This is a genomic window from Robiginitalea aurantiaca (genome assembly GCF_030380815.1).
Classification (GTDB): Bacteria; Bacteroidota; Bacteroidia; order Flavobacteriales; family Flavobacteriaceae; genus Robiginitalea; species Robiginitalea aurantiaca.
In genome coordinates this window covers 770588-787249 of record NZ_JAUDUY010000001.1, presented here as the reverse complement: position 1 = coordinate 787249, position 16662 = coordinate 770588, and the positions used below count along the sequence as shown (strand labels likewise).

Annotated in this window: 13 protein-coding genes; 7 read left to right on the top strand and 6 right to left on the bottom strand. The window is 48.2% G+C overall.

Features of this window, described 5'->3' with window-relative positions; genetic code table 11:
• Positions 1–19 precede the first annotated feature (19 nt).
• Positions 20–1168 (top strand): 2-amino-4-hydroxy-6-hydroxymethyldihydropteridine diphosphokinase, encoded by a 1149-nt coding sequence (gene folK, locus QU605_RS03400; RefSeq protein WP_289723849.1) that lies wholly within the window; start codon positions 20–22, stop codon positions 1166–1168.
• Positions 1169–1264: 96 nt separating this feature from the next.
• Here folK and QU605_RS03395 read toward each other — a convergent pair whose 3' ends face one another.
• Entirely contained in the window at positions 1265–1804 is a 540-nt protein-coding gene (locus tag QU605_RS03395) for an RNA methyltransferase (protein WP_289723848.1), read from the bottom strand.
• Positions 1805–1941: 137 nt separating this feature from the next.
• Here QU605_RS03395 and mutS point away from each other — a divergent pair, with 137 nt between their 5' ends.
• The 5 genes from mutS (at position 1942) to QU605_RS03370 (ending at position 8528) form a co-directional block, all read left to right on the top strand.
• A complete protein-coding gene (mutS, locus tag QU605_RS03390) occupies positions 1942–4557 on the top strand; it encodes a DNA mismatch repair protein MutS (RefSeq protein WP_289723847.1) in 2616 nt (871 codons plus the stop codon).
• A 139-nt stretch (positions 4558–4696) separates the two neighbouring features.
• The gene (locus tag QU605_RS03385) at positions 4697–5581 is read left to right on the top strand and encodes an MBL fold metallo-hydrolase (RefSeq protein WP_289723846.1); all 885 of its coding nucleotides are present in this window, start codon (positions 4697–4699) and stop codon (positions 5579–5581) included.
• A gap of 113 nt (positions 5582–5694) precedes the next feature.
• Positions 5695–6234, top strand: coding sequence for a hypothetical protein (locus QU605_RS03380; protein ID WP_289723845.1), 540 nt, complete (start codon positions 5695–5697; stop codon positions 6232–6234).
• Positions 6235–6444: 210 nt separating this feature from the next.
• Positions 6445–7569 (top strand): FG-GAP repeat domain-containing protein, encoded by a 1125-nt coding sequence (locus QU605_RS03375; RefSeq protein ID WP_289723844.1) that lies wholly within the window; start codon positions 6445–6447, stop codon positions 7567–7569.
• A gap of 17 nt (positions 7570–7586) precedes the next feature.
• Entirely contained in the window at positions 7587–8528 is a 942-nt protein-coding gene (locus QU605_RS03370) for an MBL fold metallo-hydrolase (protein ID WP_289723843.1), read from the top strand.
• Between the two features lie 80 nt (positions 8529–8608).
• On the opposite strand, the gene QU605_RS03365 is transcribed toward QU605_RS03370, so the two are convergent.
• Positions 8609–12646, bottom strand: a complete 4038-nt coding sequence (locus tag QU605_RS03365) for an AsmA family protein (RefSeq protein ID WP_289723842.1) — start codon at positions 12644–12646, stop codon at positions 8609–8611.
• Positions 12647–12792: 146 nt separating this feature from the next.
• On the opposite strand from QU605_RS03365, the gene QU605_RS03360 reads away from it, so the two are divergent.
• The gene (locus QU605_RS03360) at positions 12793–13095 is read left to right on the top strand and encodes a DUF6747 family protein (protein ID WP_289723893.1); all 303 of its coding nucleotides are present in this window, start codon (positions 12793–12795) and stop codon (positions 13093–13095) included.
• A gap of 254 nt (positions 13096–13349) precedes the next feature.
• Here the strand turns inward: QU605_RS03360 and QU605_RS03355 are convergent, their stop codons facing one another.
• From QU605_RS03355 to QU605_RS03340, 4 genes are all read right to left on the bottom strand, one after another.
• Entirely contained in the window at positions 13350–13859 is a 510-nt protein-coding gene (locus QU605_RS03355) for a DUF3124 domain-containing protein (RefSeq protein ID WP_289723841.1), read from the bottom strand.
• Between the two features lie 59 nt (positions 13860–13918).
• Entirely contained in the window at positions 13919–14416 is a 498-nt protein-coding gene (locus QU605_RS03350; RefSeq protein WP_289723840.1) for a hypothetical protein, read from the bottom strand.
• Between the two features lie 243 nt (positions 14417–14659).
• The gene (locus QU605_RS03345) at positions 14660–15235 is read right to left on the bottom strand and encodes an HdeD family acid-resistance protein (protein ID WP_289723839.1); all 576 of its coding nucleotides are present in this window, start codon (positions 15233–15235) and stop codon (positions 14660–14662) included.
• A gap of 32 nt (positions 15236–15267) precedes the next feature.
• A complete protein-coding gene (locus QU605_RS03340) occupies positions 15268–16581 on the bottom strand; it encodes a DcaP family trimeric outer membrane transporter (protein ID WP_289723838.1) in 1314 nt (437 codons plus the stop codon).
• Positions 16582–16662: the final 81 nt, after the last annotated feature.

Sequence of the window (16662 nt, the reverse complement as noted above, 5' to 3'; positions counted from 1 at the left end):
TTTCCGTACATTGGCACAGATGAAAAAAGACCCCGTACTCGCATATGTCTCCCTGGGAAGCAATCTGGGAAACAGAGCGTTCTATCTTCAGAAGGCCATCTTTTCCCTGGGAGACAAAGCAGGTGAAATCGAGGCAATCAGTTCGGTATACCGGACCCCGGCCTGGGGATTCGAGGGGGAAGATTTCCTGAACGCCTGCCTGAGTATTCAAACAACGCTTTCCCCGGAGGACTTCCTGGACTGTCTTTTGGAAATAGAAAGAGAGGCCGGGAGACAAAGGAAGGCTACCGGGGGATACCGCTCTAGGACTTTGGACATGGATTTGCTTTATTACGGGAAGGCTCAAATCCAATCTGAAAGGCTGACAGTCCCTCACCCGCATATGGAAAAACGCCGGTTTGTTCTCAAACCACTTTCCGATATTGCACCCCAGTTTTACCATCCGGTGCTGGGCAGGGATCATCGAAATCTATTACAGGAATGTCCGGATCACAGCAGTCTAGAAAAAACACACTTAGTACTCCATAAAACGCAAAAGTCCTTTTTTACAGCGCTTGGTTTTGTCGCCATAGAAGGGAATATCGGCGCCGGAAAAACGACTCTGGCCCGGAAGATTTCGCAGGATTTCAATGCCAAACTCATTCTGGAACGCTTTGAGGACAATCCATTTTTACCAAAGTTCTATCAGGACCGTGCGCGGTATGCCTTTCCTCTGGAACTCTCATTTCTGGCAGACCGGTATCAGCAATTTATTGAAGACACCCGTCAACTGGACCTCTTTAAAAGTTTTGTGGTGAGTGATTACGATATATACAAGAGTTTGATTTTTGCCAAAATCACCCTGGGGATTGAAGAGTATAAACTTTACCGGAAATTCTTTTCCATTATGTACCGGGAAGTCCGCAAACCGAACCTCTATGTGTATCTCTACCAGAGTACGGACCGGCTCCTGGAACAAATTTCAAAAAGGGGAAGGGCCTACGAGGAAGGGATCCCTGCAGAATACCTCGAGCAGATCCAGAGTGGCTATTTCGATTTTATGAAGCATACTCCCGAGCTCAATTCCCTGATTATCGATGCCGGGGGGTACGACTTTGTCTCCCGTCCGGAGGACTATAACGCCATATTAGATCAGATGATGGCCCATGTTATGGGTAAGGACATATAGGGCGGGGATGCCACCTTAATCGATGAAAAAAAAATCAGGAATGCAACTTCTTACCCTGACTGACATACCTCCGGCCCTGTCCTGGCTCCAAATAGCTCAGGGCTGCGTTTGACCCCGCGTTTTCGACCAGAAGTCCCAGAGGACCACACCAGCGGCCACAGAAATATTCAGAGAGTGCTTAGTGCCCAATTGGGGGATTTCAATCACACCGCTGCAAATGTCAATAACCTCCTGGGAAACTCCCTTAACCTCATGACCGAGAACAAAGGCAAAGGGCTTGCCGGCAAGGGGCTGAAAAGCTTCAAGAGAAACCGATCCACTGGCCTGTTCCACCGCCCAGCACTCATGGGATTCCCTGAGGGACCTAACCAGGGATTCTGTCTGGGGGGCATACTCCCATGCCACACTTTCCGTTGCCCCAAGGGCGGTTTTTCGGATGTCTTTATGAGGCGGAGTGGCCGTGATTCCGCACAAGTAGATCTTTTCTATCCGAAATGCGTCCGCAGAGCGAAACACAGAACCGACATTATGCAGGCTGCGCACATTGTCCAAAATCAATACCACCGGCGTTTTCGGTGCCTCTTTAAAGGCATCCACCTGCAGACGGCCCAATTCTTCATTCTTAAGCTTTCGCATGCGCTTTGTTTGGGCTTCAAAAGTACAAATAAGCGCAGGAATTGCAGGTAGTGGAAGTTTTCCTTAGATATTAACAGGGGTTGGGGATACCCCATGAAACCCCTATTTTCGTTTGTTACCAAAAAAGAACATGGAAAGTGGCTGCTAAAGGCAAAAAGACGACTCCTCTGATGATGCAGTATAACGGCATTAAGGTGAAATATCCGGATGCCTTGTTACTATTCAGGGTGGGCGACTTTTACGAAACCTTCGGGGCTGACGCAGAGAAGGCCGCCGGAATCCTGGACATCGTCCTGACGCAGCGAAACAACGGTGGAGATCAGACGGCCCTTGCAGGTTTTCCGCACCATGCCCTGAACACCTACCTGCCCAAGCTTGTAAAAGCGGGCCAAAGGGTGGCCATCTGCGACCAACTTGAAGATCCCAAACAAACAAAGACGATCGTCAAAAGAGGGGTGACCGAACTGGTGACTCCCGGAGTTTCCCTGAGCGATGAACTCCTGCAGGCCAAGGCGAATAATTTTCTGGCAGCCGTACACTTTGGAGCCGGCCGGCTCGGGATCTCCTTTCTGGACATATCGACCGGTGAATTTTTCCTGGCCGAAGGAGACCAAACCGATATCGACAAATGGCTGCAGAACTTTGAACCCAAGGAGATTCTTGTGTCTAAAAAACACCGGACGGATTTTAAAGAGGCATTTGGAGCCTCGCACCATTGTTTCTTCTCAGAAGACTGGATCTTTCAGGAAGATTACAGCCGTGAGACCCTGACGGGGCACTTCAATACCTCCAGCCTGAAGGGTTTTGGGGTTGAAGATTTATCTATGGGGATCATTGCGGCAGGAGCGGTAATCCATTACCTGAAGGAAACACAACATCGACAGCTCGGGCATATCACCTCCCTCCGGCGATTGTCTTCAGCGGATTATGTCTGGATGGACCGGTTTACAATCCAAAACCTCGAACTGTTTCAGACCCGGGATCAGCGGGGTGTCCCGCTGCTGAATGTCCTCGATAAAACCCGTTCCCCTATGGGTGGCAGGCTTTTGAGGCGCTGGCTTGCCATGCCCCTGAAGCAACTCGACACCATTCGGGAAAGGCATAAAATTGTAGGCTACTTTAAGGAAAGGGATTCCCTTCTGGAAATTGTACGGGAACACCTGGGCCGCACAGGGGACCTGGAACGTTTAATCGCCAAGGTGGCGGCGGGAAAAATCACCCCCCGGGAGACCGTACACCTGAAAAATGCCCTGGAAACCCTGATTCCGCTCAAGGGCCGGATCAGTGAAGTAGCGGAACCCGCCCTGGCCCGCCTCGGGAAGGCCATCAATCCATGCGATGCACTCCGGGAACGGATAAAAGCAGTGCTTTTGGAAGAGGCGCCTGCAGGGATTGGTAAAGGTGACTCGATTGCCCCTGGATTTTCAGAAGAGCTAGACGAGCTTCGGGGCCTGGCACGGTCCGGAAAAGCCTACCTCGATCAGATGCTGGAGCGGGAAACCAAACGGACGGGCATTACCTCCCTGAAAATTGCTTCCAACAATGTTTTCGGCTATTATATCGAGGTCCGCAATACACATAAAGACAAAGTACCTGAGGAATGGATTCGCAAACAAACCCTGGTCAATGCCGAAAGATACATCACTGAAGAACTCAAGGAATACGAGGCAAAGATCCTCGGGGCCGAGGAACGCATCCTGGAACTGGAACAACAACTCTTTAACCAGCTCGTGGTCTGGATGCAGGAATACATCCGGGATGTACAGGAGAATGCGCGCCTTGTAGCCCAGCTGGACTGTCTATGTGGTTTCGCTCAGCTCTCAAGGGAATGCGATTATAGCGCTCCTGCCATGACCGATGCTACCGACCTGAAGATTATTGGGGGAAGGCACCCGGTCATCGAACGTCAACTCCCCCCCGGGGAGGCCTATATCCCCAATGACTTAATCCTGAATCGCGAAGAACAGCAGCTCATTGTGATCACAGGTCCGAACATGAGTGGTAAATCCGCCATTCTCAGGCAGACCGCCCTGATTGTCCTCCTCGCGCAAATCGGGAGTTATGTGCCCGCAGAAGCAGCCATCCTGGGGATCGTGGACAAGATTTTTACCCGGGTTGGTGCCAGTGATAATATTTCACTTGGGGAATCCACCTTTATGGTCGAAATGAACGAGGCAGCCTCCATCCTGAACAACCTCTCGGATCGCAGCCTGATTCTGCTTGATGAGATTGGCAGGGGTACAAGCACGTACGACGGGATTTCCATTGCCTGGGCGATTGCCGAATACCTGCATGAACACCCGGCACGTCCTAAAACACTTTTTGCCACCCATTACCACGAACTCAACGAAATGGCCTCGCTTTTTCCCAGGGTGAAGAATTTCAATGTAGCCGTAAAAGAGGGCAAAGAAAAGGTCCTCTTTTTAAGGAAACTGGAACCTGGAGGCAGCCATCACAGTTTCGGTATACATGTAGCCCGCATGGCAGGGATGCCAAATCCGGTAATCCAAAAAGCCGAAAAAATCCTGAAGCAGCTCGAAAAATCCCATTCAGGAGATGCCTTGGAAGCGCCTGTAACTTTGGAAAAAGACGAAATGCAGCTGAGCTTTTTTCAGCTGGACGATCCCCTTTTGGAACAAATCAGGGACGAAATCCTGCATTTGGATATCGACCGTCTGACCCCGGTTGAGGCGCTTATGAAACTCAACGAAATCAAAAGGCTCTTAAAGGCGAAAAAATCTTTGGGTTCATGACAAAATCCTGATGCAATAGGATGCTTATACTATTGATTTCGGACAGAAGCCGTAGCTTCCCTTAAAATGTATAATTCCGTACCTTTTACGTCTGGTAAGCCATCAACCCTGTGAGTAACCCTATTAAGACCTAATCTTTATGAAAACTGCAATCCCATTCGCAATGCTCCTTCTGACCTTCTCAACAGGTCTGGCACAACGTAACTTTGACGATGTTGAGATCAAAACAGAAAAGATCACCGACAACATTTATGTCCTGTTCGGAGCCGGCGGAAATATCGGCCTGGCCATAGGGGAACAAGCCGCTTACCTGATCGACGACCAGTACGCTCCCCTCTCGGAAAAAATAACCGCTGCCGTACGTGAGGTTACAGACAAACCCCTGAAATTTTTAGTCAACACGCATTGGCACGGGGATCATACGGGTGGAAACATCAACTTTGGAAAAGCAGGTACAATACTTATTGCGCATGAAAACGTTCGTGAACGCCTGGGGAAGCCATCCGAAAGAAACGGACGGGTGCGGGAGGCATCGCCGGAAGTCGCCCTGCCCGAAATCACCTTTTCAGATGAACTTACCCTTCACCTGGGAGGCGGCCAATCCATGCACGTGATGCATGTAAACGACGCCCACACCGATGGAGATTCATATATCTATTTCCCCGAGGCCAATGTCATCCATATGGGGGATAATTTTGCCAATGGAGGGTTTCCTTTTATCGACCTGAATTCAGGTGGGGATATCGAAGGTTTTATTAAAAACCTGAATATGGCACTTTTTATCGTAGATGATCAAACCCGTATCATACCCGGTCACGGTCCGGTAACTAATCGGGAAACACTTAGGGCCTACCGCGACATGCTGGAAACCCTGCGCAATCGGGTAAAGGCGGCCCAGGACTCGGGTAATTCCCTTGAACAAACCCTGGCCATGGGGCTTTCCAAAGAATGGGACGCTGACTTCGGAACCGGTTTTATCAACAATGAAGGAATCATAACCGCGATTTACAGGAGTTTGGAGTGATCAAGGCAAATGATGCTAACGGCGCTTAAGGTCATACCCTTTCGGAAATTCCAGAAGGAGCGGCTTTGAAAATCGTAAAACGTATGTTGAAACGGTATAATCCCTATAATCGAATGATCCCAATTTATTTGGTACGTAATTCTTTCAAAACCTTCCTTTTGCTTTCAGGAGTCCTGTTAATGCTATCCTGCGCCTCGGGACAGCCGGATGATCCGACCCTATCTCCGGAAGAATACGCCGTAGTAAACGACTTTTATGAGAGGTCACATCTTCCGCTGTACCATAAAACGGTCAACACATCCTTGCCTACTTCATTGTCCGATTACGATTCTATTTACGTCCGGAAACGATATCCGGAGCGCAGCAGTGACCTGGTGCTCAATACCCTGCTTCCCCCTGAGACCCTGCAGCAAGTACAGGAAAAGCTGGAAGAGTCTGAAGAGTTGCGCTTCCGGGAAGAATACCTTCGGCACATTGAGCTGTCAAGTAAAAAGTCCGGATCTGTCACCATTTCACGGCCCATCGTCCTGGACAGTATTGCCATCATCCGCCAAATTGGGATCACGAATGATCCTGTTTTTATCCTGAAAAAGGATTCCGATGGCCATTGGGAGTTGCGCTTTACTTTTTTTGAAGATATTGAATCTGAGTAAAGGTTCCCTATTGGGTTTAAGGCAGGCGATCTTAAGCCAGCGCTGTTTTCAATACGATCAATCCCTATATCCGCGGCCTCACTTTCGAGCCTGTGAAGGTTTCACCTCACCGCTTCAGGCTGGGATACTTCACTGCTTACCCTGAATAACTGACCCAACCCGGATGAACCACCGGCCCAACCTGCTTTCTTTTTTCGTAAATTCCCTCCCATGCTCAAATACTCCAGGATATTGTGCTTTTTGGCTTTGGCACCTATACTTGAAAATAGCGCTGCCCAGGAAATTGAACTCCAGAGTTCGGCACGGCTTATCCTGGGGACCTATACAGAACGCACAGCCTCTATTGCCTGTGGTGACCTGGACGGGGATGGCGATACAGACCTTGTAGTTGCCAACGGCAGGCACTGGCCCGGCCAGAACCGCATTTTCCTGAACAATGGCCGTGGGATATTCACTGTGGAATTACCCCTGGGCTCGTCCCGGGCTACCACCTATGCCACCGAACTGGCAGACCTCGATGGTGATGGAGATCTTGACATTGCTGTTGGCAATGATATGGCGCCCAATGAACTTTTTTTGAACGACGGATCCGGGAATTTTACTAAGACCGCTTCTTTTGGAGCGGAATATGCCCCCACCCGGAACCTCAGCCTGGCGGATCTGGACCAGGACGGGGATGTGGATATCCTGATCACCAACCGGGGGCGGCCCAATGAGATCTGTCTCAATGACGGAGACGGCAATTTTGGCGAAACTATGGAATTCGGAAGCCGTGAGGATTCCACCATTGATGTGGAGGTCGCCGACATGGATGGGGACGGGGACCTGGATCTGATCCTGGCCAACCGCGATGCACAGCCCAATTACGTCTATCTGAATGACGGCGCCCTGGGATTTGGCGAAAAGATCCCCTTCGGCACGGGGAAAGACAATACCCGATCGCTCAGTATAGCAGACATCGACCAGGATGGGTTTCCCGATATCCTGCTCGCCAATATCAGGGAACCCAATGTGATCTATTTTGGAAGCAAGGAATCCCCATATAATAGGTCTACGGCATTTGATGAGAGTACGTCCAGAAGTTTTGCCATATCGGCCGCAGACTTAGACAAGGATGGGGATATAGATATCGCTATTGGGAATGCCGGAAGTGCGAACGCGGTATTTTTCAATACCGGGAACGGCCAAAACTGGAAACTTTCACCCCTGGCCAATGAGGAACACCCCACCTACGATATTATTGCTGCCGATTTAAACGGAGATGGCTATCCAGACCTGATTGAGGCAAATTCGGATGCCCTAAACCGCTATTATTTGAGCCGCGCCAAAAAATAAACCCTAACCATTGACCCATGCGAATCACTCCTAAACCCTTTCCGACCCTTAGCATATTCATCTTGCTCTTTGCGTTTCTGGGAGGCCTTGCCGTCCAGGCGCAGGAATCACCAATAAAACTGACCTATCTGGGTACAGCCGGATGGAAAATTAATGATGGAAACCTCACCATACTCGTGGACCCGTATATTTCCCGTGTCAAGCTGGGGACGGGGCCCGGCATCCACCCAGACGATACCCGGGCGACCGTGGCGCGATCTGATTATTTTGTCTCGGACACCCTCAGTATCGACAGCCTGATCACCCGTGCGGACTACATTATGGTACACCACGCGCATTTTGACCATTTATCCGATGTTCCCTATATCGCGAAAAAGACAGGGGCCAAAGTAATCGGAACCGAAACCACCTGCAATATCCTCAGGGGCTACGGCATCCCTGATGAGCAGCTCTATCCGGTCCGCGGGGGAGAAGATTACCAGTTCGAGAATTTTTCGGTCCGGGTTATCCCCTCCATTCATTCGGCCCTGAACAACAAACACTACCTGGATTCAAGGACGTATACCGAAGTACCTGAAACCCCTTTGCGGGTATCGGAATTCATCGAAGGGGGTTCTCTGATGTTCCTGTTGCGTATGGCAAACCATAAGGTCCTCACCATGGGTTCCATGAATTTTGTGGAAAGGGAGTTAGAGGGAATCAAACCCGATATCCTGCTTGCCGGGGTTAACCAATCCCAATTGGGACTCTATAATTACAACGAACGCCTGCTCCGGGTGACAAGCAATCCTAAAGTCATTATCCCCACCCACTGGGATAATTTTCGTCTGCCCTATGGCTTTTCGCAGCAGGCCTCTGTAGATCTCAAATTAGTACCTTTCAAGGAAGATGTGGGAAGATTGTCGCCTGATACCGAAGTGATTATCCCGACCCACCTTGGGACGATTACCATTAAATGAAGCCGTCCTGCAAAAAGTAGAGCAATGGAATTTCCAGGACGCTCGGAGGGTTGTGTTTACGCTCTGATCTTCAAATGGGCTTAATTTTTCCTTGGGATATCGGAAGCGGCTTTGGAGTCTTTAAGTAATGAAGTGTCCCCCGTTCTTTTGTAGCGGCGGATCTGCATCCTTTCTTTACGTATGTCGCTGCGATAATTTTCCATCATACCCCGTTCTTCATAAAACTTCTTAGGAGTCAAGTGCAGTATGTACTTCATCCCCTTCTTTTCATCGCTTTTCGCTTCTACATAAACCTTTTTCCCGGCGGCAATAAAGCCCTTTTTATCAGGCACATTCCGAACATCCCGACTTTTAAGGTTGTTTAGGGGAAAGCCTACCCAGAGACTTGTCGGGGCATCTCCGAACCCAAGCTCACCAGCCACAAAGAGTTCAAAAGCCGAAGACTGTATCTCCATCAGTGGGATATCCAGTACCCTTTCCGAAAGGACCATTGAATTCTTTATGGGCATAAAGCGAATATCCTCCAGGCGTTCCTTTTTAAATATCTTACCCCCGGATTCTATTATAGGTTCGAATCCGGCAACCTGAGCATTCTCAAGGTCAAAATTAATGATCCCCTTCAGGCTTTCAGGGTCAATAAGGCCCTCTTCGTTTACCTCTCCTTCAATTTCGGTATTCAAACTTACAAGTCCGCTTATTTCAGTAGCAGATTGCAGGGAAGGCATCTTAAAGTAATCAAAGGCCTGCAGCAGCTTATCCACATCGATCCTGTCGGTGATCACCCCAAAAGAGAACATGGTTTTCTCTGGCTCTGTCATATCCAGGTGGGCATCCAGGCTTACCCTGCCCTTATGGAATTCAAATTCACTTCGCTCGAGGTAAAGGCGATTCTGATCTTCAAAATGGAAACCCGATTTAAGATTGTGAACCTCCAGTTTGTCCAGGTGAAATTCCCCGATGGACACTTCCAAACTCGGTCGGAACTTGTTGTAGACATCCCTAATGGTTTGTCGTATGGCTGTCTCGTGTTCTGCGGCAGCCGATCCCTCCTGCCCGATAGCAAAGAGCGACCGGAACTCATCAAAATCCAATCTGGCAGCGTGCAGGCTTATTTCTGAATAGGTCCGAGCCTTGTCTGGTGGCAGGTCGAAAATAAGATCAGAGATATACCCTACCTCACCTTGGAAGATTATGTGATCTCCGGATTCCATTGCAAGTTCAAGGGCTCTGAGTGTGGCCGTATTGTCATGCAGTCCCACATCCAGGATATTGATTGGAAATTCTACCCCACTGGGCTTGTGTACAATATAAGTATCCCTGACATTCAGTTCAGAATCCGAATGGGCGATAAGCGAATCCAAATCCTCGATATCCCCCCTGATCCGTGCCTGTACCTCGTAGGAACCACCCCTAAAAACGAAGGTGTCGTTATTCAGTACTTCATTCAGTTCTTCAGGACCGCCCGAAGCTTTGAGTTCCATACCCACATAGGTTTTCCGGGAATCTGCGACATCAATCTCCCCCTCTAAGCTGACGGCTGTTTTCTGGTCGTACATAAAACGCGTCTGCTCCAATTGAAGGGTCTGTCCGTCTTTAAAGGATATCTCTGTTCCCAGATCGTGAAACCCCGGCATTTCCCGATAGCGAAATTCCTTAATATCCAGGGTAAGGCTGGGATTCAGGGTTGTATAAATATCCCTGAGGCTGGCCTTGAAATTCCGTTCGGCTGCGATCAATTCTTCAGGATCCCTAACGGTTTTGACCGTCCTTACGGAATCTGGTGTCCCGAACATCTGAACAAAATCCTCCCATATCAATTTTTCAGATTGCACATGGAGTTCAGACTGAACAGGCTTTCGCGTACCCCCAAATAGCAGAGCAGACAGATTCTGAATATCTCCCGAGAAGTTTACTAGGTCCTCTTCGCTAAGTTGAAGCGTCAGTTCATTCAATCGTGCGTGGTCTTTTCTAAGTTGTAATTCCAATGATTTCACAGGAAAGGTAATATCCGACGGCACATAGGTCGCATCGAAATCGCTCATCTGAATCAGGCTCTCTGATTGGCCCAGGATCGCTTCGGGACGCAGCAGGTCACCCGTCAGGGTTGCGCTAAAGCGAAATTGCCCCCCATGGAGCATCAGCTGTTCATTGGTCAGGAGCTGGTTTAGCACATCCATGCCTGCCACCCCTTTCAGGAAGAGTTCAACGGGAATCCTTTCTTCATTGGCGAGGTCGAGCTGCCCATGAAGCTCCATTTTCCCCCCGTCGATACCGAAAGAAGTTTCATCCAGCCTCAACAAATCCGGATTTTCAAAATGCAGACCACTCTGAAGCTCAGTTAAAACGGACTGACCAAAATGGAATTTCCCCAGGGCAATATCGATTTCAGGGTTATACTTTTTATGTATATCCCGGAGTAAATCCTGAAGAACAACCTGTGGTCTTTTGGTCTTATCATCGGAAGATGTGATCTCAAAAAGTTGCATAAAATCTTCCCAAACCAGGTTTTCAGAACTCAGCCTGAATTCCGAGCTTACTGCTGAATTGGCATTATCACCAAAAAGGGCTGAAAAATTTGAAAACCCGGCCTGTAGCATGAGGTCCTGACCGGGTTTAACTTCAATTTTAAGTTCTTCCAGGACAGCGCGGTCAGCGCTAATGGCCAATGAAAGACCAGAGACGGGAAGGCTTATCCCGTTATCGTTGTTGATGATACGGGTATCTTGTAGTATAAAGGTACTCTGAGCGGCTGACATAACGCTGGTCATGTCAAGCCCATCCGCATCGATATCGGAGGTCAGTTCCAATTCACCTCCCTGGAAACTCCAGTGCTGGGCGGCTACAAGGTTATTGAGGCTCTCAGGTGACCCCCTGGCACTAATCTTCGCCTTAAAGGCATTCTCGGCGTCCGGACTGCTTGCCAGCTCCATATTCTGAACCTCCAAGGCGATATCCCTGAACTGTCCTTGAAGCTCTGGCACCTGAATTTTGAAATTTTTGGGATCCTCAGGTTTGTCCCTATCTTCTGCGTACAGACGGTTGGCGAACTCCCCTGAAAAGTTCAGCTCCGTAAACGTTTTATCCCCGTCAAAAACCGCTGAATTCCCCGCACTTGAGAATTGGACGTGAATCCGCGGGTTGTTCTTGTAGTAGAATCCCCCCTCCAACCTTGTTCGGGTAGCCAATGGGCCTTCCAGGGTAATGTCCGAAAACTTCTCCCGAATATTCTCTGTCAGCAGCGCCATGGTAGAAAGAAACTGAGTCTTTTCGTTTTCGAGGGTGATATCGAAGGTCCCCGACCCCATAAAGTTCAATTTCGCTGTGGTAACGAAAACCTGGTCGGCCAATTCCAATGGGAACGATTTTACATCCAATTGTTTACGGGACCTGTCGAAAAGGGATTCCAGGGTACCCCGTGCCCTTGTATCGCCTGCAAAAACTCCATTCGCAAGGTTAAAACCCAGGGCTCCAATATCGACATCCAGGGTTGTTTGCGCCGCGATAGCTTCATCGGTGAATTCAATATCTGAAATAATCTCGTTTACCTGAAATTCGAATTGTTTGTTCTTGACATGGTGGCGAATCTCGATATACAGATCCGAAATTTCAAGACGGGTATTTTTCTCCAGAAAAGGATCGATAGTGCGATCGGTAGTCTCCGGGGAATCCATAAGTGGAGGTAACCCTTTGAGTTCCTGAGGGGTTAATGGGGTAAAATTGTCCAGCAATAACTCCCCGCCGGTCAGGGTCGCAGATTTAATCTGAATCATTCCCTTTAACAGGTCTGTTACGGAAAGTTCAACGTTGAGCCTTTTAGCCTTTAGACGCAGGTGGTTTGTAGTGGTCGTATCTGTAACGGTAAAGTTTTCAAAGTAGATGGAGGGGTCGGTTAAGGTACTCCAATGATCCAGTGAAATCCGGTCATAGCCAATATCCCCTCTGTAGTTTTCATCAAGGATATCCAGGACGATGGCAGCAATTTTGTTCTTCCGGGTTTGTATATAGAAAGTGGCAGCCCCAAAAGAGATCAGTAGCAGTAAGAAACTAATCCCCGCAATCCTGTAACGCCGATTTGTCATCCCCATCCAGCCAGGAGAGGCGCCTTTTTCTTTCACCATGCCGTACTCATGGAAGTAGTTAGTTTCCCTTCAGAAGGAAAACGTAAAACTACTGATTTTCCGAATGGGGGAAGGTGCAACTGTAACTTTATGTCGGGAAAATAGGCCGTAAAAAGAACTGGGGTGCATTTACGAAACTCCTTTATTTGCACTTTTTCAGGATGTATGATCGACAAAATGCATTTGACCTGAAAATGTATTCTCCTTATCCATTTTTCGGAATTGAAATTCCAGAAGTAAAGAAATTAGCCTCAGAATCAACCCAAAAAAATATAGCTATGAAAACAGCTCTACTCATTAAAAATATATACAGGGATGCCTTTGAAAGTCTTGGTCATTTTATTACTAAAAACTTCTTCAAGGGATTTGCCTGGTTTAGTTTTGGTATGTTCTCTGTGGTACTCTATGCCTTCATATTCAGAGTCATAACCGGATTTCCGTTTCAATAGTAGACTCTTTTACGAGAAATATGAAAACCCTCAAAAATTATCAATTTAAGGATGTTGTGCTTGGCATTGGAAGCGCAATGGTCTTTTATATGATCATTTTGTTCTGTTTATTGTTATTTGGGATCTAACAAAAGACATTTTCCTGGCCATTGAGCCTCCTTTGACAGGGAGGCTTTTTTTATATCTTGAGATGTATGGCGCCGGCAGGTGAACAACAGGAATAAGCCTTGCTGAAATAGCAAAACAAAGGTCCCCTAATCCATCCGGATCCCGCGGGTCGTAAAGGAGATGCCCTGCTGACCGAGGGTAGAGATCATCACTGCCTCGAACAAAGGAGGATTCTTGGCATTCTGTATGGCCCATTCAAAGGTGAAGTTGCCCCCCGTTCCCCCTTCCTTCTCAGTCTCTTCAATCACAATCTCCAGGGTTTCCAGAGGTCTTAGGTAAACAGGTTTTTCAATATAGGAGCGTTCCATTTCCCCGGTGGTTCCATAGAGGTCTGCTGAAAGCAGGTACACAGTATCCGTGGCAGATACGTTCCGCAAGCTTGCAGTGATTGTTAAGCCATAGGTCTTGTCCCGCTTGTGATGGTAGATGCGAGAGTAAATCGGAAGGTAGGACTTCCCAAAGATCAGGCTGTCTGCGCTATCCAGTCGGGCTTCTCTTGATGTCCAGTCGATTTTCGGCGGGGCCGGTTCTTTTTCAGGCTCCTCGCAACCTGCCAAGAGAAGAATTATAATTGCAAAGGCGATCGCATATTTCATGATAAGTGGGTGTGTTGTCGAGTCAAATTTATAAAATCTTTGAAGCAATTGGAGCGAAATCAGGAAATGGGGCTGTCTTCCTTGTTTTCTTCCAACTTCTGGTCTGCGTATTGATATATGACCTCGTCGATCTTCTTCAGGACCATTCGCCATTTCGAATAATAAATGCCGATAAAGAATAAATACAGGGCATCGCTTGTGTAAACCACATGGAAATTCTCCAGCAGGCTCTTGCCAAAAGCATACCTGAAAACAAGGAGCAAAAAGGTCAGGAGAACGTAGACTGCGCTGGTCGTAAACTCAAAGGACTCCGTTTCCATTTTGAACTGAACTAAAGCGGTCCTTCGGAAAATACCGCCAACAAGATATCCGCCCAGTGCAAAGCCGATATAGTACAAGGGGGTTTTGAATACAAATGCATCATAGACCACATGTGCAAGCATTGCAGTGATCAGCACCAATAAGATCCTGTTCAGCCTGCGGAGCCTGCGATCCACCCGATGTTTGATGTATTTCTTCCTGACACCCATAATTGAACCAGGCCTGTTCAGCCCCATACCCTGTGCTAAGGTAATACCCGCCTTGAAGCCTTGTTGAAATTACAGAAAAAAGTGCTTCTTCAACCAACCTCCCCATGAAACCTGACCGGCACCAATGCAGTAGTCGGACCAGTGGCCAAAGGATAAAAGCAAACGTAATCATTGGACCACAGGAAATCTGGCAACAACTGGAAGTGGCCTGATTTGAACTCCAATGGCCCTTAATCTATAGCGCTTTCCGAAAGTGGTTGAAGCCGTTTTTCAGAGAACTTCTTTTGCCTTTTTAGAAACCTTCCGGACCTGGAAACCAATCATGATCTGTGCTACACCCGCCATGATCAACGAAAGTCCTATAAAGATGCTCAGTGTTGACACGGCATACAATGGGTTTAGCAGCACCATAAAGGCGAGGATCATTGTAAGGATGCCCGAGAATAGGGTCCACCCCCAATTTTTTCCTCCGTCCTTTTTCAGTTCCACCGCAATCGAAATGGTAGCAAACCCCCGGAACAAGAGCCAGAAACCCACAAAGAAGGCAAGGACGATCATCGATACACCTGGGTTGGCGAGCAGGGCAATTCCCATGACGAGTTCAAGGATCCCTCCTGCAAGTTGCCATCCCCATCCGTCCAGGGCTTCCCGGTTGGAGACCGAGAAAGCAATGGCACCGATACCACTGATGATGTAGGTAATCGCAAAATAGATCGCAAAGGTGACAAAGCTTTCAATGGGCGACTGCAGAACCCAAATTCCCAAAAGCAGAAACAGGACTCCCAGAAGGACGCCCACCCACCAGTATTTGATTACATGGCTGATTTTTGAAAGTGCATTTTCCATAATGAATAGTGATTAAAAGTTATTAGTGTTACTTAGTTGAATTTAAATTTGGCCATAAACTGGACCCTGGATGCAGTTCCTTCGACACCGCTCTTATTTTCGCGAACGCCCCACATATATTCGACACCAGTAGATATCCGCGGGTATGGAAACCAAATGAGGTTGGCGTGAAAGGAGCCGGCTTTCTGAATGGTATCATCTGAATGAAATGACGAGAGATCCGTTCCCGCCCAATGCGTGGAAATCGTTGAGTTGAAACTTTTGCTCCAATAGTGGTTGAATCCGGCAAAGGCGAACCAGGCGGGGGACAGATCCAGTCCATCTTCAGTGATCACCCCGGATGCTTTGCCATCCCAGGACAGTGCGATAATACGATGCGCCTGACCCTGACCAAACCCACCACCGTACACAAAGGAGTCATTATAATGAGATGATTTGAATACATAGCGCCCTGTACCCGTAATGGCATAACCTGTCTTGGAGACGTTCGGGGTAGCTGTTGAACCTTTCCAACTCAATACAAAGAGGTCAAGTCCGAGCTGGAAGGACGATCCATTGGCAGACCTGTATTTTATATTTCCAGCTAAATTGGGATACAAAGGTCTGAAGGCTCCGTCCAGGGTGTTGGGATTATCCAGCTGTCCCCCTGTTTCTTCGAGGGCTATGGCGTAGGAAAAATTCTTGGCAAAGGTGTCCTGCCACCTTATCTGTGCCACTCGCCCTCCGTATAGCGCATCACCACCGGAAAAATCGATGGTCCCCGGAAGGGTTGAGACATCACCCGAATTGGTCCAGGTCCTTCCGATGAGCAGACGCCCGATCACCCCATAGGCATGGCGCATTCGAGGCACCAACCTGAATGCGTCCGAATCAAAGAACCAATCGAATTCAACGAATACCTGCATAGGGAATTCCTTGCCATTTTTCCACTTGGCTTTGGACCTGAAGTCCAAGTTGACCCGGGTTTGTTTCACATGAAATGTGGTTATTCCCCCCAGTTCCCTTTCCGGGCTTCCCTCCACCGCGATACTTCCCAATTCAAACTCCCAACGATCTCCTATATAGTCAAAATCATGCAGAAAATCCGCTTTTACATAGCCCCCTATTTTCATACGAACGTTCGTACCGGGTATGGGAAGGGAACTCGGAAAAGAATCGTCAATCAGCTCCATTCCTGTGAGAATGTCTGTATTGTCCGTCAAAGGATTAATAGAACCTTGAATCCCCGGCTCGATCGTATCGGTTGAAACCAATTTATCCGTATCCTCTGCATTCTGCCCAATAACCACCAAGGGTGAGAAAACGAGAAATGAGAGGGTAACCAAAAAAAGTGTACATGCTTTCATAACCTATTTTTATTTAGAATTTTATTTCATGCAGCACCAGGAAGCGCAAAACTATGGATTCCGGATGTTCTGTTTACACGT